This is a genomic window from Streptomyces sp. NPDC031445, from assembly GCF_055581365.1.
The window spans coordinates 741,802-760,474 of record NZ_JBVIJO010000001.1; the positions used below are offsets into that span (position 1 = coordinate 741,802).

An 18,673-nucleotide genomic window follows, 5' to 3' on the forward strand; every position below is an offset into this window, starting at 1 on the left:
GTGCACGGCCATGAGCATCACCTCGGAATCCCCGTACGTGCTGGAACCCGCCCTCTCCGTGCGCCAGGTGCTGACCCTGGAGCGCGTGCTCGCCGGGGAGCCCGAGGTGGTGGCCGGCGCCGCGCAGCTCGACCGGCCGGTGCGCTGGGTGCACGTCGCCGAGGCCGCCGACGTCGGCGTCATGCTCAGCGGCGGGGAGATGGTCCTCACCACCGGTGTGCTGCTCGCCGGGGACGAGGCCCGGCAGGCCGAGTACGTCCGGTCCCTGCACCGGGCGGAGGCGGCGGCCGTCGTCCTCGGTCTCGGCCGGGCCTTCCCCGCGCCGCCCGAGGTGATGCGCCGGGCCGCCGAGCGGTGCGGGCTGCCCATGGTCGTCCTGCACCGGCCGTTCCCCTTCGCCCAGCTCACCGAGGAGGTGCAGTCCCGGCTCGTGCGGCGCAAGTTCGCCGCGATCAGCCTGTCGGAGAGCGTGCGCACCGCCCTCACCGGGCTGATCACGGCCGGGGCGCCGCTGCAACGGCTGCTCGACGAGGTCGCCCGGCACGCCGGCTGCCCGGTCGTCGTCACCAACCTCGCCCACCGCGTCCTCGGCACGGCGGGGGAGCGGTCCGCGGTCGACGACGTGCTGCGCGACTGGGAGCGGATCGCCCGGCAGGCCGGCGGCGACGCCGGCGACGGCTGGGTCCGCGCCGAGCTGGGCGGGCGCGGCGAGCGGTGGGGCCGGCTGCTGCTGTGCGGCTACCGGGGCGACGCGGCCACCGGGCGGCTGCTCGCGGACCGGGCCGCCGAGGCCCTGGTGCTGCACCGGATGCTCGGCGGCGCCTCCGCGCGCAGCTGGGAGGAGCAGTCCGCGCAGGGCCTGCTGACCGACCTGGTCTCCGGGGTCGTACCGGCCCGGCAGCTGCTGCCGCGGGCACGGGCCGCCGGGCTGCCCGTCAACCGCCGCACCTTCGTCCCGCTCGTCGTCCAGGGCCGCACGGCCGGACAGCTCGACCGGGTGCTGCGTCTGCTGGGGCTGCCCGGCCTCGTCGCCGAGCTCGCCGAGGGCGCCGCCACCGTGCTGCTCAGCCTCGCCCGCGACCAGGACGCCGAGGCCCTCACCGCGCACTTCGCGACCCGGCTGCGCGCCGCGTCCCCCGCCGTGGTCGCCGCCGCCGCTCCCCGCACCGCGTGGGACGACGTGCCCGCCGGGCTGCGCGAGGCCGGGCACGTCGCCGACGCCGTCGCCGGCTCCGCCGCCGCCCTCGACCTGCCGGCCGTCGTCCGCCTCAAGGACGTCCACCTGCGCGGGCTGATCCGTCTGCTGCGCGACGATCCGCAGGTGCAGTCCTTCGCCGAGCGCGAGCTGGACGGGCTGCTGTGCGACGCCGAACCGGAACTGCTGAACGTCCTGCGGACCTATCTGGCGACGGGCCGCAACAAGTCCCGCACCGCCCAGCTCCACCATGTCTCCCGGCCGGCCCTCTACCGCCGCCTGGAGGCGATACAGACCCGCCTCGGGATCGACCTGGACGACTTCGAACAGGCGGCCTCCGTGCACATCGCGCTTCTCGCGCACGACGCGCAACAGGGCTGAAACATGCGACGACCTGCGACAACGGTGGTGAAACATGGGACCGGGGACGCGTGACACGGTGGCACGCCGACCACCCGCGGACGTGACACGCTGCCCGTCGAACCGGCCGTCCGGGCTCCCTACGCTCGCCGCACACCGAGCTACCGGAGGTCCCGATGAGCCGAGTGATCCGTGCCGCCCTCTTCCAGACCGCGTGGACCGGCGACAAGGAGTCCATGATCCAGGTGCACGAGCAGGCGGCCCGCGACGCCGCCGCCCAGGGCGCGCAAGTGCTCTGCTTCCAGGAGCTGTTCTACGGCCCCTACTTCTGCCAGGTCCAGGACAAGGCGTTCTACGAGTACGCCGAACGGATCCCCGAGGGCCCGACCGTCCGGCGCTTCCAGGCCCTCGCCCGCGAGCTGGGCATCGTCCTGGTCCTGCCCATGTACGAGGAGGAGCAGCCGGGCGTCCTGTACAACACGGCCGCCGTGATCGACGCGGACGGCTCCTACCTCGGCAAGTACCGCAAGACCCACATCCCGCAGGTCCAGGGCTTCTGGGAGAAGTTCTACTTCCGCCCCGGCAACAGCGGCTGGCCCGTCTTCGACACCGCCGCCGGCCGGATCGGCGTCTACATCTGCTACGACCGCCACTTCCCCGAGGGCTGGCGGGCGCTGGGCCTCGCCGGCGCCGAGATCGTCTTCAACCCGTCGGCCACCTCGCGCGGCCTGTCCCGCTACCTGTGGCAGCTCGAGCAGCCGGCGGCGGCCGTCGCCAACGAGTACTTCGTCGGCGCGATCAACCGGGTCGGCGTGGAGGATCTGGGAGACAACGACTTCTACGGCACCACGTACTTCGTGGACCCGGAGGCCCGGTTCGTCGGCGAGGTCGCGAGCGACAAGGAGACCGAACTCGTCGTCCGCGACCTGGACCCGGCCAAGCTCCGCGAGGTCCGCGACCGCTGGCAGTTCTACCGGGACCGGGCGCCGGGGGCCTACGGACCGCTGACGGCGCCCTGACGGCAACGTTGACAGAGGGAGCACCATGAGCAGTCGTACCGTCATCCGCGGTGGCCTCGTCATCACCGCGTCCGACGAGATGCACGCCGACGTCCTCATCGAGGACTCCCGCGTCGTCGCCCTCGCCGCGCCCGGTTCACAGGACTGGCACGCGGACCGCACGATCGACGCCACCGGGAAGTACGTCATCCCCGGCGGCGTCGACGCCCACACCCACATGGAGCTGCCGTTCGGCGGCACCTTCGCCTCCGACACCTTCGAGACCGGCACCCGCGCCGCGGCCTGGGGCGGTACGACGACCATCGTGGACTTCGCGGTGCAGAGCGTCGGCCACACCCTGCGCGAGGGCCTGGACACCTGGCACGCCAAGGCCGAGGGCACCTGCGCGATCGACTACGCCTTCCACATGATCGTCTCCGATGTGAACCAGGAGACGCTCAAGGAGATGGACCTCCTGATCGAGGAGGGGGTCACCAGCTTCAAGCAGTTCATGGCCTACCCCGGGGTCTTCTACAGCGACGACGGGCAGATCCTGCGCGCCATGCAGCGCTCCGCCGAGAACGGCGGGCTGATCATGATGCACGCCGAGAACGGCATCGCCATCGACGTCCTGGTCGAGCAGGCGCTCGCCCGGGGCGAGACCGATCCCCGCTACCACGGCGAGGTGCGCAAGGCCCTGCTGGAGGCGGAGGCCACCCACCGGGCCATCAAGCTCGCCCAGGTGGCCGGCGCGCCCCTGTACGTCGTGCACGTCTCCGCGACGGAGGCCGTGGCCGAGCTGGCGCGGGCGCGCGACGAGGGGCTGAACGTCTTCGGCGAGACCTGCCCGCAGTACCTGTTCCTGTCCACCGACAACCTGGCCGAGCCCGGCTTCGAGGGCGCCAAGTACGTGTGCAGCACGCCCCTGCGGCCGAAGGAGCACCAGGCCAGGCTGTGGCGCGGCCTGCGGACCAACGACCTCCAGGTCGTCTCCACCGACCACTGCCCCTTCTGCTTCACCGGCCAGAAGGAACTCGGCCGCGGCGACTTCTCCAAGATCCCCAACGGGCTGCCGGGCGTGGAGAACCGCATGGACCTGCTCCACCAGGCGGTCGTGGACGGGCACATCTCCCGCCGTCGCTGGATCGAGATCGCCTGCGCCGCCCCGGCCCGGATGTTCGGCCTGTACCCGAAGAAGGGAACCATCGCCCCGGGCGCCGACGCGGACGTCGTCATCTACGACCCGCACGCGCAGCAGGTGATGTCCGCCGAGACCCACCACATGAACGTCGACTACTCGGCGTACGAGGGCAGGCGCGTCACCGGCCGCGTCGAGACGGTCCTCTCACGCGGCGAACTCGTCATCGACCAGCGGGAGTACACCGGACGCGCCGGGCACGGCGTCTTCACCCCGCGCTCCACCTGTCAGTACCTCAGCTAGGAGTGACGCCCATGGACTTCGGACTCGTCCTCCAGACCGACCCGCCCGCCTCCCGGGTCGTCAGCCTGATGAAACGGGCCGAGCGCAACGGCTTCCGCTACGGGTGGACCTTCGACTCCGCCGTGCTCTGGCAGGAACCGTTCGTGATCTACAGCCAGATCCTGGCGAACACGCAGAAGCTGAAGGTCGGGCCGATGGTCACCAACCCCGGCACCCGCACCTGGGAGGTCACCGCCTCCGCCTTCGCCACCCTCAACGACATGTTCGGCAACCGCACCGTCTGCGGCATCGGCCGCGGCGACTCCGCGATGCGCGTCGCGGGCCGCAAACCCAACACCCTCGCCCGGATCAGCGAGGCCATGAAGGTCATCCGCGCCCTCGGCCGGGGCGAGGAGGCCGACCTCGGCGGCACCAGGATCAGGTTCCCGTGGATCAAGGAGGGCGCCGAACTCCCGGTCTGGATGGCCGCGTACGGACCGAAGGCGCTGAAGATGGCCGGCGAGGAGGCCGACGGGTTCATCCTCCAGCTCGCCGACCTGTACCTGACCGAGTACATGGTGAGGGCCGTCAAGGACGCGGCGGCCGCGGCCGGGCGTGACCCGTCCGAGGTGACCGTCTGCGTCGCCGCCCCGGCGTACGTCACCGAGGACGACTCGCCCGAGGCCCTGGCGCACGCCCGCGACCAGTGCCGCTGGTTCGGCGGCATGGTCGGCAACCACGTCGCCGACCTCGTCGCCCGGTACGGCGAGCACTCCGCGCGGGTCCCCGGGGAACTCACCGACTACATCAAGGCCCGCCAGGGCTACGACTACGCCCACCACGGACGCAGCGGCAACCCGGACACCGCGTTCGTGCCCGACGAGATCGTGGACCGGTTCTGCGTCATCGGCCCGGTCGGGAAGCACATCGAGAAACTGACCGCGCTGCGCGCCCTGGGCGTCGACCAGTTCGCGGTGTACGACATGCACGACGCGCAGGAGGCCACCATCGAGGCCTACGGCCGCCACGTCATCCCCGCCGTCAACTCCTGACCCCCCACGCCTTCCGAGTCCCCCCACGCCCCTCTTGGTCTCCCCTCCCCGCCGCCTGGGGGAGGGGGCTGGTGCCCGCACGGCCATCCCGATCCGCCTCTCCCGATTGGCCAGCCCATGACCGACACCGCTCCCCCGGCCAGACCGATATCCGGCCAGGTCACCCTCCCCGACGGACGCGTGGAACTCGCCCCCGGCTCGCCGCCGCCCAGCGGCCCCCACGCCAACCAGGACCTGCTCCCGGTCCCCGTGGCCGGGCGCACCTGGACGACGTACAACTTCTCCGCCCTGTGGGTCGGCATGGCCCACAACACCGCCTCCTGGACCCTCGCCTCCGGGCTGATCGCGGTGGGCATGGACTGGAAGCAGGCGGTGTTCACCATCGCCCTCGCCAACCTGATCGTGCTGGTGCCGATGCTGCTGACCGGGCACGCGGGCCCCAAGTACGGCATCCCCTTCCCGGTCTTCGCCCGCGCCTCCTTCGGCGTGCGCGGCGCCAACCTGCCCGCCGTCGTCCGGGCGCTCGTGGCGTGCGGCTGGTTCGGCATCCAGACCTGGATCGGCGGGGAGGCGATCTACTTCCTCGCCGGGAAGCTGATCGGCGACAGCTGGAAGAACGCGGGGCACATCGGCGGCCACGCCTGGACCATGTGGCTGTCCTTCGCGGTCTTCTGGGCGATCCAGGTGGCCATCATCCACCGCGGCATGGAGACCATCCGCCGCTTCGAGAACTGGGCCGCGCCGTTCGTCCTGGTCGGCGCCTTCGTGATGCTGTGGTGGATGAGCGGCAAGGCCGGCGGCGTCGGGCCGCTCTTCGGCCAGCCGTCCAGGCTCGGCTGGGGCGGCGACTTCTGGAAGCTGTTCTGGCCCTCCCTCATGGGCATGATCGGCTTCTGGTCGACGCTGTCGCTGAACATCCCCGACTTCACCCGCTACGGCAGGAGCCAGCGCGCGCAGACCTGGGGCCAGGCACTCGGCCTGCCGACTACCATGACCCTGTTCGCGTTCCTGTCCGTGCTGGTCACCTCCGGCTCGCAGGCCGTGTACGGCGAACCGGTCTGGGACCCGGTGCAGCTGGCGGCCAAGACGGACAACGTGGCCGGACTGCTCTACGCGCTCGTGACCGTCCTGGTGGCCACCCTGTCGGTGAACATCGCCGCCAACCTGGTCTCCCCGGCCTTCGACTTCTCCAACGTCGCGCCCAGGAAGGTCAGTTTCCGCGCCGGCGCCCTGATCACCGCCGTCCTCGCCGTACTGATCTGCCCCTGGAAGCTGTACTCCGACCCGCAGGGCTACATCTTCACCTGGCTCGGCCTGGTCGGCGGCCTGCTCGGCACCGTCGCCGGCATCCTCGTCGCCGACTACTGGCTGCTGCGCCGCACCCGCCTGGACCTCGGCGACCTCTACCGCCCGGGCGGCCGGTACTGGTACGCGGGCGGCTGGAACTGGCGGGCGGTCGTCGCCTTCCTCGCGGGCGGTGTCCTCGCGCTCGGCGGCGCGAGCCTCAGACCCCTGACCGACGGCCGCCCCATCCCCGCGCTGGCACCCCTCGCGGACTACGGCTGGGCGGTGGGCCTCGGCACCTCCCTGGTGCTGTACCTGGCCCTCACCCTGGCCTCCGGGCGGCGCGCCGGCGACTGAACCGGCCGGCACCCTCAGGGGGGCGCGCCGCCCGGGCAGTCGTCGACCGCGGTCACGGCCTCGGCCCGGGCCAGGCGCACCGCGACCTCGCCGGTGTCCGTCCTGATCCACAGCACCCCGTCCCGCGTGCGCCCCGGCGTCCCGCACACCACCCCCGACGGGGTGCGCACCAGGACGCGGGGTCCGTCCTTCGCCGGGCCGTACCAGGTCAGCGCCACCGCCGTGACGAGCAGCGCCCCGCAGCAGATCGTCAGCGCCACCCCGCGGGTGAGGGCCCGTACCGTGCGGCGGGTCTCCATGTGATCGCCCAGGTGCAGCGCGGTGGCCGTGGCGGGCACGCCGGTGGGCAGCCGGACCCCGGTGGGCGCGCCGTGCGCCGCCCTCAGCAGCAGCAGCGCGCCCAGCGTGCCGCACACCAGGCACAGCAGCAGCGCGCCGCCCACCACGGCGTCGTACGGCCAGGCCAGTCCGCCCACGTCGGTACGGCCCTTGACCAGGCCGAAGCCGAACAGCCCGGCGAAGAGCGCCGCGAGCCCGTTGCGCCAGGCGAGCGCCGCCTCCCGGGCCCTGGACAGCTCACCGGCGAGCAACTCCCGGGTCTGCCGGGCCGCCTGACGGTCGGCGGGGGTCCCGGGCGGACCCGGCCGGACCCGGGGGCGCGGGGTCACCCCCGCTCCACGACGACGTTCCAGTAGGCGCCGCACCCCGTCTCGTCGGCCGGCCGGCCCGGATGCCCGGCCTCGCACGCGCAGAGCACCGGCACGTGCGCCGGGCGGGGCCCGCGGCGCGGCGAGCGGAACACCCGGTCCGTGTGCGTGTACGTGAACGCGCAGCCGCACCGGGGGCAGCGGCCGTACAGGACGACCACGCCGGCGTCGGCCGCCTCGACCCGCAGACCGGCCGTGTAGCGGGCCGCGTAGTCCCCGTGGGTCGTCTCCAGGTACGGCGTGAGGGGGCCCCGCCCCGGTCCGGAGTTCGTCACCGCGTTCCCCCTCGCTCACCCGTGCGGCCGTCCTCGGCCGGCAACCCCAGCATGCCCGTCCGGCCCCCGCCGGGCCACGGCGGATCGGGCGGAAACCGGCCGGGAGCCGGGCGTTGTCCGGCAGGATGCCGGTGAGGTCCGCCGGACCCGGCCACCGCGGCACGGGAACGGGGGACCATGGCGGCGGGAGGGGAGGACGCATGACCGAAGCCGGGACCGCACCCGTGACCGACCGCGCCGCCGCCGCGCTCACCCGCGCCGACGGATTCTCCGTACCGGCCGAACCGGAGGCGTACACAGGGACACGAGGGCCGCAGCTCGACGCCCTCACGGACGAACTGACGTCACTGCTGGCCGAGTTGCCGCCGGCCGAGGGTGACGGGACGGCCGCCGGGGTGGCTGCCCGGCTCGGCCGGTGCCACGCCGTGCGGTTCGTCCTGGAGGGCGCCCCGGCCGACCGTGAGCGGGCGCTGCCGCTGCTGGAGCAGGCCCTCGGCTCGCCCCTGCTCGCCGAGGCGGACCGGGACGCCGTGTACCGCGACCTCGTGGCTCTGGTCGGGTCACGGCTCGTGCGGCTCAGCCGCGAGGTCATGGCCATGCCCAACGGTGAGTGGACCGTCGACCGGCTCATGTCCCTGGCCGCGCTCGGCACCCCGCTCGCCAAGGGCGGCTCGGGGATGGTGGAGGACAGCGCGCTGCTCGTCCGGCTGCTGCTGGAACGCGAGCACCCGGCGATGGACCCCCAGCTCCGGGAGAACCTCCGCACCTTCGGCGAGATGACCGACGCGCTGCGGTCCGGTGACACCGCCGCGCTCGCCCGCGGGGGCCGGCGGATCGCCGGCACCATGCCGGGCGGATCGCTGCCGTCGTCACTGGGCACCATGATGTCGCTGTTACTCGACCAGTTGGAGCGGGGGCCGTCCGACGAGGCCGGCGGGGCGCCGGCCGACGACTCCTCCGGCTCGTCCGCCGAGACCCGGCACTTCCTGAGCCAGTTGCTGGCTTTCGCCGAGGTCATGTCGCCCGGACTCATGGCGCCGCAGCAGCTCTCCGCACTCCTCGCCGAACTCTCCGGGGACCCGGCCGCCACCGCGGCGCAGGACGGCCCCGCGCCCCTGCCGTCCCGGATGGTCGCCGCGCTCGCCCACGTCGCCCTCGCCACCCGCACCGGTGACATGGAGGGATTCCGTACGGCGCTCCGGCTGATGCACGAGGCCTCGGCCAACGGGGAACTCGACAGCCGCTCCCACGGCGAGTGGCTCCGTGCCGTCGTGCCCGGACTGCTCCTCGGCGCCGCCCTCACCGGCGGCAGCCTCCAGGACGAGGACATGGCCCGGGAACTGCTGGAGGCGCAGCGGTGGGAGGGCGCCCCCACGAGCGACCTCGTCGCCAGCCTGCGTCTGTGCGGGGAGGCCGTCCGGCTCCACGGGCGGGTGGCGTCGGCCGTGGACCGGGGTGACGTCGTGGAGGTCGAGGACGTCATCGACGAGCTGTGCGAACTGGAACTGGACGAGACCTACGACGGTGCCGAGGCATGGACCGGCGCGCTGACCGGTTTCGTCCTCGGCATGGCCTACCTCAGCCGCGTCGTGCTCGTGCCGTACGCGGAGGACCGCACCGCACATCTGCGCGCGGCCGTGCACCACCTCCAGCGGGCCGTGGAGACGTCCGTGGACGTGCCCGTGCTGCGCAGCTTCCTCGACACCGCGTGGGCCCCGCTGATCACCCTGACGGCGATCGTCGAGTCGGACCCGGGCCGCATCGCCGAGGGCGTCCAGCGCGCCCGGGCCGCCCTGGACGCCACCGGATTCACCTCCGACTTCCGCCCCCGCGCCCGCGGCGGCATCGCGCTCGCCCTGGACACCCTGCACCTGCTCACCGGGGACACCGGCGCGCTGGACGAGGCGATCGGGGAACTGACCCGGGCGGTGGCGGAACTCCCCGACGGCAGCCCGGGCAGCGCGGGCCTCACCTGGGACTTGGCGGCACTGCACGCGAAGCGGGCGGCCCTGCGGGCGGATGGTTCCGATGCCGACGCCGCCCTCCGGGCGGACGGGGGTGGTGGCGACGCTGCCCTCCGGGCGGGCGGGACTGGTGGCGACGCTGCCCTCCGGGCGGGCGGGGCTGGTGGCGACGCGGTTCCTGTGGTGGGGTCCGGTGGCGACGTGGCTTCTGCGGTGGGGGCGGCCGGTGGCGACGTGGCTTCTGCGGTGGGGGTGTCCGGTGTGGATGGCGGCTCGCGGGTGGGTGAAGCCGGTGCCGGCGCCGCTTCTCCGCCGGAGGCGGCCGGTGTGGGTGGCGATCTGCGTGCCGCCGTGGGGCTCGCCCGCAGGTCACTGCGGTTGTCCGCCGACGACGTTCTGCTCCAGCAGGGCGTCGGCCGCGGCCTGCGGATCGCGCGTGCCGCGGCCGACCGGGGCCGCCGAGCGGCGTTCTGGGCGCTGCGCGCGGGACTCGCCGAGGAGGCCATCGCGTGCCTGGAGGCGGGCCGCTCGCTGGTACTCGGCGCTGCGGCCGTCTCCGCGGGCGTGGCCGACCGGCTGACGGCCCTCGGAGAGACGGAACTGGCCGGCCGCTGGCGCGAGGCCGCGGCCGAGCCCTCCTGGGAGCGGGCCGACGACGACCGCTCCCTGCTGGAACTCTCGGCCGAGGTGGACGCCGGGGCCGGCGCGGTGCGGGAACGCTCCGCGGCGGAGGCGTCCGCTGACGCGACGGGGGACGCCGACGGCGGGACGCCGGGCCGCGACGCGCGGGAGAAGGATGCCGGCGGGGGGCCGGGTGCCCCCGGTGGGCCGCGGGAGCGCAGCCCGCTGGAGGTGCTCGCCGCGGTGGGAGCGGGCGTTCCCGGTCTCCCCGGTGACCTGCGGCGCCGCTCACTGGAGTTGCTGCGGGGCCGGGGCGGGGCCGACGTGGAGCCGGTGGTCGCCTCCGTGGACGACCTGCGCGCCGGGCTGCGGGCGACGGAGGCGGACGCGCTGCTGTACCTGATACCCGGCCTGGACGATGCCGACGGTGCGGTCCTGGTCGTACCCGCCGACGGCCCCGTCACCGCGCTGCCCCTCCCCGGCCTCACCCCCGGTGGCCGCGAACCCGTCGCGCGGTACCTGGCGGCCGGTGCCGACCGCCAGCGCCTGGAGGCCGCCGACGAGGACACCGTCAACCCGCGCGAGCGGGAGCGCGCCGAACGCCGCTGGCTGCGGGCCCTGGACGACCTGTGCGTCTGGGCCGGTGGCGTGCTCGGCCCCGCCCTGGACCACCTGGCACTGTGGGAACGGGCCCTTGCGGAGGCAGGGCTGACGGGGGCGGCGGCCGACGGCGCCGGTTCCCGGACGGCCGACGCCCCGCCGAGCGCCGTCGCCTCCGGGACCTTCGCCCACCGCCCCGCCCCGCCCCCCGCCGTACGGCTCGTCATCGTGCCCTGTGGGGAGCTGGGCGTCGTGCCCTGGCAGGCGGGGGTGCTGGAGGTGCCCGGCGTGGCGCGCGGGGTGCGGGTCTGCGAGGTCGGCGTGCTCACGTACGCCGCCTCGGGGCGGGAGTTCCTGCGGGCCGCGGCCCGCCGGCGTATGGCGCTCACCGAGCGGCCGGCCCTGGTGTTCCACGCCGTGGACGACCTGGAGTGGGCCGAGGAGGAGATCGAGACCCTGGCCGGCGTGCTCTATCCGGGCGCCCTGGTCCACCATCCCGACGACGACCCCGCCACCCCGGAGACCGTACTGGCCCTGCTGGGCGGCCGGGCCACGGCCCCCGCGTCCCTCGTGCACCTGGCCTGCCACGGGCTCGCCGGGCCGGACCCCACACGCTCGGCCCTGCACCTGGCGGCATCGAACGGGGCCGGGGAGGCGTCCGGGGAGCTCACGCTCAGCACGCTGCTGGAGACGCCCGCCGAAGGCGACGCCTTCCGCTCGGCCGGTCCCCTCGTCGTGTGCGGCGGCTGCGAGACCGACCTCACCACCCGCGACCACGACGAGGCCCTGACCGTGACCTCGGTCCTGGTGCACCGGCTGGCCGCCGACGCCATAGGTTCCCGCTGGAAGGTCGACGACATGCGGTCCGAACTGCTGATGCTCGTCCTGCACGACGCGCTCGCCCGGGGCATGGCCCCGCCGGACGCGCTGCGCGCCGCCCAGCGCTGGATGCTCACCCCGCCCGGCGAGCGCCCGCCCGTCCCGGCGCTGCGCGGCCTGTCCGCCCCTCGGCGGCTCGTGGAGGACTTCCGCGACCGGCCCGACACCTGGGCGGCCTTCGTCCACCACGGCAACCCGGCACCGGCGGCCCCCGCCCGGCGGCGGGAAGGAGAGCGCGCATGACGTCGGAGGAACTGCTCCGGCTCCTGGAGAGCCACTGGACCACCGTCATCACGGGGCTGGACGACGACGGCCTCGAAGAGGTCTCCGGCGCACTGCGGGAGATGCGCGAGGAGACCGCCGCCGGCCGTCCGGCGGCCGTCGCCCGCGTCGTGCGCCGGCTCAGGCGCACCCTGTCCGCGCTGCCGTCGGACCACCCCGTGGCGCGGGCGCTCGGCGGCCACCGCTACGCCACCGGCACCCGCGAACTCCCCAGCCTCACCACCATCGACGCGGTGATCGACGTCCTCGGCACCCCGCCGCCCGACCCGGCCGAACTGCTGCGGTCGGCCCGCCGCCGGCTCCTCGACGCCCCCGCGCTGAGCGAGGCCGAGCACACGGCCCTGACCGCCGCCCCGGCCGAGGGTCCCGACGACCGGCCCGCCGGGCTGATCCGGCTGCGCGACCCGGACCGCGGCATCCGCTACCCCCGCTTCCAGTTCAGGCCCGGCACCGCCGAACCGCTGCCGGTCGTCCGCCGGATCAACGTACTGCTCCGCGCGGACCGCGACCCCTGGGGAGCCGCCGACTGGTGGCTGGGCGGCAACCGGTGGCTGGGCGGCGTCCCGGCGGAACTGCTCGGCGTCCTGCCGGACGACGCGCTGGAACGCGCCGCGGCCGAGCTGGTGGGGGCGTACTGATGGCCCGTCAACTGCCGCCCGAGGGCGTCCCGATGCGGCCGGTGCGGCACACCCTCGCGGCGGGCACGGTGCTGTGGCGGTGCCACGAGGAGCGGTTCGGGCCCGGCGAGTTCAACCCGAACGTCGCCCACGAGTTCTTCAAGGGCAGCCGCTTCGACCCCACCGAGAAGGACCCCTACCCCTACCTCTACGCGGCCCTCGACCCGGTCACCGCGCTGTGCGAAGTCCTGCTCAGGTCGGTCGAGTTCGGTGACGACGGGGTGCGCCAGATCCCCTGGGCACAGGCCTCCCGGTACGTCCTGTCGGCGGTCCGCACCACGGCGGACCTCTGTCTGGTGGACCTCACGACCGCCGAGGGCCTGGCCGCCGTCTGGCAGGACGACTGGCTGATCGACACCGAGGAGTACGCCGGGACCCGGTACTGGGTGCGGGTGATCCGGGAACGCTGCGACGACGTCCAGGGGCTGTGGTGGACGTCCAAGCGCTGCCGGCCGCGCCCCGCCCTCCAGCTCTTCCAGGACCGCTGTCCGGACCCGTCCCTCGACCCCCGCCCGCGGGAGTGCCTGCGGCTGGCGTCGACGGACGACGTACGCAAGGTCAACCGGCTGCTGGCACCGCTGCACGCCGTCGTCTCCGCCCCGGAGGGCTGACCTCGAGGAACGCGCGACTGCCCCGGTCCCCTCGCGGGGGCCGGGGCAGTCGCGCGTGCGGTGCTCCGGGACGCCGGCCGTGCCTCACCGGTCCCGCAGCGGTGCCGGCAGCAGCGGCCAGTTCCGGGACAGGCGCATCGCCGACTCGGTGACGGCGGTGTCCCGGGAGGCCGTCATCACCCCGTCGAGGTACTCGTGGGCGGCGGCCTCGTACAGCTGGCGGGCCGCGGCGATCCGCTCGTTCGCGGCCTCCCTGCGGTGCCCCTGCCGGTCCTCGGCCGTCTGCTGCGCGGCCCGGGCCCGCTCGGTGGCGGCGGCGCTCCGCTCGCGCCGCCGCTGGAGCTCCGCACGCCGTTCGAGCGCCGTGCGGTAGGCGTCGAGGAACGGGTGTTCCCGGAACAGGCCGAGCAGGAAGCCGACCCCGCCGGAGAGCAGCAGCAGCGCGCAGAACAGCCAGGTCACCGTCTGGGTCGACAGGTGCAGCCGGTCCACCAGGGTCGAGGTCCCGGCGGACGAGCCGCCGAGTCCGCGGAAGCCCGCGCTCGTCCCGCCGGCGGGCGCCGGGGCGTCGTGCTGCATCACGAACTTGGCGCGCAGCGTGCCGAGCACCCAGGTCAGCCCGCCCCACACGCCGAGCAGCGACAGGGCGGGCACCCATCCGCCGCGCGGCGAGCCGGTGGCCGAACGCCACCGCAGCATGTTTCCCGCCAGGTGCGGCAGGATCAGCATGATGACGGCGGAGGAGACCGCGAGCGTGCCGGACAGCGCGTCCCCGCCGGTGCTGCCGACCCCGTGGAAGGGCTGGTAGGCGACCCAGTAGACCGGTACCTCGACGGCCATGATGACGACCAGCAGGGCCAGGGTCAGCCACCGGGGGAGACCGGGGCGGGTCTGGAGCCCCTCCCAGCCCTCGCCCGACCCGATGCCGGCCTCCCGCCGTGCCGCGCGGACCTCCTCGCGCAGCGCGGCGGGCGAGAGGCCGTCCGCGGGGGCGCCCGCCGTGGACACCGACTGCCAGTCGTCCCCCGGCTCCGCGCTCCCGTCCTTGCCGGTCGACGGCCCCGGCTCGTCCGTGGAGGCGTCCGGGTCCGTGGTGCGGGCGGACGGGAGCCCGTCGGCGTCCGGGTCCGTGCCGCGGGTGGCCGGGGGTCCGTCGGCGTCCGGGAAGCGGGCGCGCAGCCAGCGCTCCTCGACGCGTTCGCGCAACCGGTCCCGGAAGCGGAGCCAGCGCGAGGACCGCAGGGCGAGGAGGTCGAGCTGGCCGCGGGCCGCCTCGATGTCCCGGTCGGCCTCCCTCAGCCGTTCGTCCAGGAGCCGGGTCTCCTCCTCGCCCGCGGTGACGGCGGTGGCCGCCCGGGCGTCCTGGAGCCGCGCCTCCTCCTCCCACAGCCGCAGGTCCTCCTCGATCCGGTGGATCACGGTGTCCCGTACGGAGGCCAGTTCCGCGAAGTACGGCAACCGGTCGCCGCCGTTGAGCACCCACGGGTCCAGCGTCTGCTTCCGGCCGGCCTGCCTGCCCCGCTTGCGGGCGGTGCCGAGCAGGCCGCTCTCGGCCCTGTCGTCGAGGACCAGGGGCCGCCGCGCGGCGAACCCGCCGGGGCCGGGGCCGGGCCGGGGCCGGGTGGCCTGCTGTGTGCTCCGTCCCGGGAACGGCACATAGCGGGCGAGCCGCCGGCGGCGCGGCTCCGGGGGGTCAGCGCTTGTACTGGGTGTCGACATGGGCCTTGGCCCTCCCTTCGAGAGCTTCCACCCAGAAGGACTCGAAGTCGTCGGCCTCGCTGGGTTTCGCCGAGTACTGCATGCCGAGCCCGACCGGGAAGACGTCCATGCCCTCGATGCCGGGCAGGCCCCGCTGTTTGACGAGCGAGTCGATGACCTTGGCCCGCCGGGCCTTGGTGCTGAGGTCATGGCGGTACAGGGAGAACTCCGGGTCGGCCTGGGCGAAGTCGCTCACGACGAGCACCTTCGGTGCCTTGCCGTTGTCCGGAACGGTCTCCCCGATGCGGGCCAGCGCCCCCCATACGTCCGAACCGTTCTGCGTGCGGGCGCACTTGAGCTCGGCGAGGGCGGCGACGGCGGCGTCCCGCTGTGCGCCGGCCCGCTGGACCTTCTGGTCGGTGTTGGCGTCGTGCGGCGGGTCGAGGTCCACCTGGCCCTGCCGGCAGGAGGAGCTGCGCGAGGACCGGGTGATGGGCGCGAAGTCCACGGTGCCGCACTTCTGGTCGGTGAGGAACTCGATGAGGCTGTCCTTGAGCTTGGCCTCCGAGTCGAACCCCTGCTTGACCGCGGCGGCCGACCCCGAGCCGTCGACGACCACCCCGCACGGAGTGGTGAGGGCTTCCTCCTGCTTGGTGCAGGAGACGAGGGAGCCGAGCGCGCACACCAGCGGGACGACGACGGCGAGCCGGGCGGCGGCGCGAGCGGTGGACCGGTGAGCGGTCCGGGCCGAGTGATGCACGATGACGTTCCTTGGCCTTCCTGGGAGCGGGGGACGGGAAGCGGACGGCGGGCGGAAGAGGGGCGGTCATCGCCCGCGGACGCCGCTCGCGGCGTCGCCGCCGCGCGCCGCCTGGTGGTCGAGGATGTGCAGTGCCTGCGCGACGGCCGACGGATCGGTGCCGCGCCCGGCGCGTTCCGGGGCGTACCAGCGGTCGTTGAGCAGGCCGTCGTCCAGGTGGGACCAGGTGTGGTCCAGGGAGATCTCGCCGGGGAGCCAGCCCGTGGGCCGTGACCCGCTGACATGGCCTTCGCGTTGGCCGCGGATCCAGGCGCCGTCCCAGTAGCAGGCGATCAACTGGTTCGCCTCATCGGCGAGTTGCTGGGCCTGCTGGCGGCAGACGGAGGCGGCGGAGCGCCACTCGCCGACCATCCGCCCGAACCGGGCGAGCGCGGCGGGCGCCGGTTCCCCGCGCACCGTGTACTGGGTCACGACCCGCACCGACTCGGCCTGGATGCGGATGTGCAGCGCGCGGTGCGCCGCGAGGGTGCGGGTGCGCAGCCGTGCGGTGCCGCGCCGGACCTGGGCCCGCAGGCCCAGGATGTAGGGCGGCAGGCCGTCGTCGTCGGCCGGTGTGCGGCCGGCCGCGGCGTCCGTCAGGAATTCCCCGAGCCCGGCCGCGTCCCGGCGGCCGTGGAACCGGGCGCGTGCCGAGGAGAGGCGCCCCGCTTTCAGCCGTCGGACCCGGACATTTATTCGAGCTTTGTTGATCATTTCGAAGAGCCCCCATTCGTCGCGGGCGGTCCGGGTGGGAAGGCGCCGCGATGGGGAGAGAGTAGCGGAGCAAAACCCCTAACGGGACACGTGATTTAAGAGGAACCGATCATTCTTTGCGGTGCTCCGGAAAACAACCGGTTCCCGCCCGGCGGAGAGCCGGATCGAAGCCTTCCGGCAATTGCGGGCGCCCCTCGGCGCACTGGATACTCCAAGCCGGTGCGAGGAGGAGATGCCGTGGAATTGCGCCTCGAAGGGACGCACTACCCGCTGGAAACGCTGGGCCCCGGAAAGCGGCTCGGCATCTGGTTCCAGGGCTGCTCCCTGGCCTGCGCCGGATGCATGTCCCGGCACACCTGGGACCCGGGGGCGGGCACGCCGGCCACGGTCGGCGAGGTGCTCGCGCTGTGGCGGCGGGCCCTCGCCGACGGGGCCGACGGCCTCACGGTCAGCGGCGGCGAGCCCCTGCAGCAGGCGGCGGCCCTCGCGGAGCTCCTGGCCGGTGCGGTACGCCTGCGGGACGGTGCCCGGCGCCACGAGGGGAGCGCCGGGCACCGTCCCGCCGACGTGCTGGTGTACACGGGGTACGAGCGGGCGGAGCTGACACCCGAGCGGCGCGCCGCCCTGCGGGGCGCGGACGCCGTGATCACCGGCCGGTTCCGGGTGGCGGAGCCCACCCGGCTCGCCTGGCGGGGCTCGGCCAACCAGCGGATCGTCCCGCTGACCGCGCTCGGCGCCGCCCGCTACGGCCCGTACCTGGCCCGGCAGGCGCCGGGCCCGCGGCTGCAGGTGGTCTCGGGCGGGGACGGCGAGCTACGGCTCTACGGTGTCCCGCTGCGCGGTGAACTCACGGAGCTGGAGCGGCGGTTGGGGCAGGGCGGGGTGGGCTTCACGGAACGGAGCTGGCGGCCGTGAGCAGCCGGGCGTGGCTCTCCTCCGGCGTGACCAGCAGCACCGACCAGGACGGGTCCCGGCGCAGCTCCGCCCGGACCGCTGCGAGCAGCCGGCGGGCCACCGTCTCCACGGGCAGCCCGCCCCGGCCGGCGCCCAGCAGCGGGAAGCAGATCGAGGACATCGGCAGGGAGAGGAACTCGCTCTCGTGGCGCGCCAGTTCGAAGGACGTACGCACCGCCTCGGCGAGCACGGCCGGGGACACGTGATAGCGGTCGCCGTCGCCGACCGGGGTGGCGATCGCCGCGTGGTGGACGCGTCGTATGCCGTGCGCCGCCAGGGCGCCGGACGACGTGGCGACGACCGTGCCCGGCCGCACGGGCATGCCCGCCCGGCCGTGCGTGCGCTGCCACACGCGCAGTTCGCGGGAGAGGACGTCGTCCACGATCTCCCCCGAGGCGTCCCGCAGGGCGGCGGCCCGGCGCAGGGCGCCGGACACCGTGGGATGGAAGGTCTTGGACATCTCCAGGTACGTGTTCTCCGAGGAGACCAGGATGTCGACGTCCCGCACCTCCTGGATCGGGCACACCCGGACGGTGACGCTGCCCGCCCGGGCCACCGGTGCGACGGCTGCCGGCCGGGCACCCGGGCGCCGGGGCGGGAGCCCCGCGACCGACGGAGCCGCGTGCGCCGGCGGGGTGGCCGGTGCCGCGGTCGCCGCTTCCCCCGCCACGGCCACCTGCCGACCGGGCGTCTTCGCGGGGCCCGCCTCCCGGGCCACGGCCAGGACCGCCGCCGCGAGTTCGGCGATGACGTCGTGCTCCTGGCTCTTGCGGAACCGCTCGGTGGTCACGCCGTAGACGGCCGCCGCGGCCTTGCGCCGGTCGGTGCCGGGGACCCCGCGCCGCGCGGCGAAGATCCCGAAGGAGTGGGCGGCGGCCCGGGCGAGCGGATCGCAGGAGTCGTCGTCCCGCACGGGGTGCCCGCCGGCCAGCCGCCGTACCGCCGAGCCCAGCAGCTCCTCGATGCCGGTCTGCTCGTCGTCCGGCCCGGTGCACAGACCGGCCGCCACGGCGCTCACGCGCAGCGCGTCCCGGGCGCAGTGGCGCAACCCGGGCAGGCCGCGGCGTCTCAGTTCCCTGAGTTCGGCGACGACATTCTCGTGCGGGGGCAGGGGCTGCATGATGCGCATCGTAGCCCCGGCCGGGGATTCCCTGAAGATCCGGGAAAGTCGCCGCCGGCGCACGGGAATCGCGTTATCTTCATCGTCCCGCGGCCCGCGCGTCGGG

The 18,673-nt window shown here is 74.4% G+C and carries 15 protein-coding genes; 9 read left to right on the forward strand and 6 right to left on the reverse strand.

Annotated features, from left to right (window positions below):
- Positions 1 to 10 precede the first annotated feature (10 nt).
- From ACZ5DC_RS03055 to ACZ5DC_RS03075, 5 genes are all read left to right on the forward strand, one after another.
- The gene (locus tag ACZ5DC_RS03055; RefSeq protein ID WP_468648790.1) at positions 11 to 1,576 is read left to right on the forward strand and encodes a PucR family transcriptional regulator; all 1,566 of its coding nucleotides are present in this window, start codon (positions 11 to 13) and stop codon (positions 1,574 to 1,576) included.
- Positions 1,577 to 1,731: 155 nt separating this feature from the next.
- Positions 1,732 to 2,574 (forward strand): nitrilase-related carbon-nitrogen hydrolase, encoded by an 843-nt coding sequence (locus ACZ5DC_RS03060; protein WP_366752568.1) that lies wholly within the window; start codon positions 1,732 to 1,734, stop codon positions 2,572 to 2,574.
- 25 nt (positions 2,575 to 2,599) lie between these two features.
- Positions 2,600 to 3,994: a dihydropyrimidinase gene (hydA, locus tag ACZ5DC_RS03065; RefSeq protein WP_366752567.1), complete on the forward strand. Its 1,395-nt coding sequence runs from the start codon at positions 2,600 to 2,602 to the stop codon at positions 3,992 to 3,994.
- Between the two features lie 11 nt (positions 3,995 to 4,005).
- On the forward strand, positions 4,006 to 5,025 hold the full coding sequence (locus ACZ5DC_RS03070; RefSeq protein WP_468648793.1) for a TIGR03842 family LLM class F420-dependent oxidoreductase: 1,020 nt from the start codon (positions 4,006 to 4,008) through the stop codon (positions 5,023 to 5,025).
- 117 nt (positions 5,026 to 5,142) lie between these two features.
- Positions 5,143 to 6,666, forward strand: coding sequence for an NCS1 family nucleobase:cation symporter-1 (locus ACZ5DC_RS03075; RefSeq protein ID WP_468648794.1), 1,524 nt, complete (start codon positions 5,143 to 5,145; stop codon positions 6,664 to 6,666).
- A gap of 14 nt (positions 6,667 to 6,680) precedes the next feature.
- Here the strand turns inward: ACZ5DC_RS03075 and ACZ5DC_RS03080 are convergent, their stop codons facing one another.
- Both ACZ5DC_RS03080 and ACZ5DC_RS03085 read right to left on the reverse strand, forming a co-directional pair.
- Positions 6,681 to 7,334: a hypothetical protein gene (locus ACZ5DC_RS03080; protein WP_468648796.1), complete on the reverse strand. Its 654-nt coding sequence runs from the start codon at positions 7,332 to 7,334 to the stop codon at positions 6,681 to 6,683.
- Positions 7,331 to 7,648: a hypothetical protein gene (locus ACZ5DC_RS03085; RefSeq protein WP_468648798.1), complete on the reverse strand. Its 318-nt coding sequence runs from the start codon at positions 7,646 to 7,648 to the stop codon at positions 7,331 to 7,333. Before ACZ5DC_RS03085 ends, ACZ5DC_RS03080 begins: the two co-directional genes overlap by 4 nt.
- 200 nt (positions 7,649 to 7,848) lie before the next feature.
- On the opposite strand from ACZ5DC_RS03085, the gene ACZ5DC_RS03090 reads away from it, so the two are divergent.
- The 3 genes from ACZ5DC_RS03090 to ACZ5DC_RS03100 are packed head-to-tail and all read left to right on the forward strand — an operon-like array spanning position 7,849 to position 13,282.
- Complete coding sequence (locus ACZ5DC_RS03090; protein WP_468648800.1) at positions 7,849 to 11,955, forward strand: CHAT domain-containing protein; 4,107 nt, start codon at positions 7,849 to 7,851, stop codon at positions 11,953 to 11,955.
- The gene (locus ACZ5DC_RS03095; protein WP_468648802.1) at positions 11,952 to 12,632 is read left to right on the forward strand and encodes a hypothetical protein; all 681 of its coding nucleotides are present in this window, start codon (positions 11,952 to 11,954) and stop codon (positions 12,630 to 12,632) included. Before ACZ5DC_RS03090 ends, ACZ5DC_RS03095 begins: the two co-directional genes overlap by 4 nt.
- Positions 12,632 to 13,282: an RES family NAD+ phosphorylase gene (locus ACZ5DC_RS03100; RefSeq protein WP_468648804.1), complete on the forward strand. Its 651-nt coding sequence runs from the start codon at positions 12,632 to 12,634 to the stop codon at positions 13,280 to 13,282. Before ACZ5DC_RS03095 ends, ACZ5DC_RS03100 begins: the two co-directional genes overlap by 1 nt.
- 84 nt (positions 13,283 to 13,366) lie before the next feature.
- Here ACZ5DC_RS03100 and ACZ5DC_RS03105 read toward each other — a convergent pair whose 3' ends face one another.
- The 3 genes from ACZ5DC_RS03105 to ACZ5DC_RS03115 all read right to left on the reverse strand — a co-directional run bounded on the left by ACZ5DC_RS03105 (position 13,367) and on the right by ACZ5DC_RS03115 (position 16,493).
- The gene (locus tag ACZ5DC_RS03105) at positions 13,367 to 15,001 is read right to left on the reverse strand and encodes a hypothetical protein (protein WP_468648806.1); all 1,635 of its coding nucleotides are present in this window, start codon (positions 14,999 to 15,001) and stop codon (positions 13,367 to 13,369) included.
- Positions 14,976 to 15,740, reverse strand: a complete 765-nt coding sequence (locus ACZ5DC_RS03110; RefSeq protein ID WP_468648808.1) for a hypothetical protein — start codon at positions 15,738 to 15,740, stop codon at positions 14,976 to 14,978. The genes ACZ5DC_RS03105 and ACZ5DC_RS03110 overlap by 26 nt, the downstream gene beginning before the upstream one ends.
- 66 nt (positions 15,741 to 15,806) lie before the next feature.
- On the reverse strand, positions 15,807 to 16,493 hold the full coding sequence (locus ACZ5DC_RS03115) for a hypothetical protein (RefSeq protein ID WP_468648810.1): 687 nt from the start codon (positions 16,491 to 16,493) through the stop codon (positions 15,807 to 15,809).
- A 237-nt stretch (positions 16,494 to 16,730) separates the two neighbouring features.
- Between ACZ5DC_RS03115 and ACZ5DC_RS03120 the strand changes: the two genes are divergently transcribed.
- Entirely contained in the window at positions 16,731 to 17,408 is a 678-nt protein-coding gene (locus tag ACZ5DC_RS03120; protein ID WP_468648812.1) for a 4Fe-4S single cluster domain-containing protein, read from the forward strand.
- Here the strand turns inward: ACZ5DC_RS03120 and ACZ5DC_RS03125 are convergent.
- Entirely contained in the window at positions 17,383 to 18,567 is a 1,185-nt protein-coding gene (locus tag ACZ5DC_RS03125) for a macro domain-containing protein (protein ID WP_468648815.1), read from the reverse strand. The two genes, ACZ5DC_RS03120 and ACZ5DC_RS03125, sit on opposite strands and share 26 nt — an antisense overlap.
- Positions 18,568 to 18,673: the final 106 nt, after the last annotated feature.

Coding starts and splice junctions, on each gene's coding strand:
- hydA (WP_366752567.1), top strand. CDS start 2,600: ATGAGCAGTCGTACCGTCATCCGCGGTGGCCTCGTCATCACCGCGTCC.
- ACZ5DC_RS03075 (WP_468648794.1), top strand. CDS start 5,143: ATGACCGACACCGCTCCCCCGGCCAGACCGATATCCGGCCAGGTCACC.
- ACZ5DC_RS03125 (WP_468648815.1), bottom strand. CDS start 18,567: ATGCAGCCCCTGCCCCCGCACGAGAATGTCGTCGCCGAACTCAGGGAA.
- ACZ5DC_RS03070 (WP_468648793.1), top strand. CDS start 4,006: ATGGACTTCGGACTCGTCCTCCAGACCGACCCGCCCGCCTCCCGGGTC.
- ACZ5DC_RS03055 (WP_468648790.1), top strand. CDS start 11: ATGAGCATCACCTCGGAATCCCCGTACGTGCTGGAACCCGCCCTCTCC.
- ACZ5DC_RS03105 (WP_468648806.1), bottom strand. CDS start 15,001: ATGTCGACACCCAGTACAAGCGCTGACCCCCCGGAGCCGCGCCGCCGG.
- ACZ5DC_RS03095 (WP_468648802.1), top strand. CDS start 11,952: ATGACGTCGGAGGAACTGCTCCGGCTCCTGGAGAGCCACTGGACCACC.
- ACZ5DC_RS03090 (WP_468648800.1), top strand. CDS start 7,849: ATGACCGAAGCCGGGACCGCACCCGTGACCGACCGCGCCGCCGCCGCG.
- ACZ5DC_RS03115 (WP_468648810.1), bottom strand. CDS start 16,493: ATGATCAACAAAGCTCGAATAAATGTCCGGGTCCGACGGCTGAAAGCG.
- ACZ5DC_RS03100 (WP_468648804.1), top strand. CDS start 12,632: ATGGCCCGTCAACTGCCGCCCGAGGGCGTCCCGATGCGGCCGGTGCGG.
- ACZ5DC_RS03060 (WP_366752568.1), top strand. CDS start 1,732: ATGAGCCGAGTGATCCGTGCCGCCCTCTTCCAGACCGCGTGGACCGGC.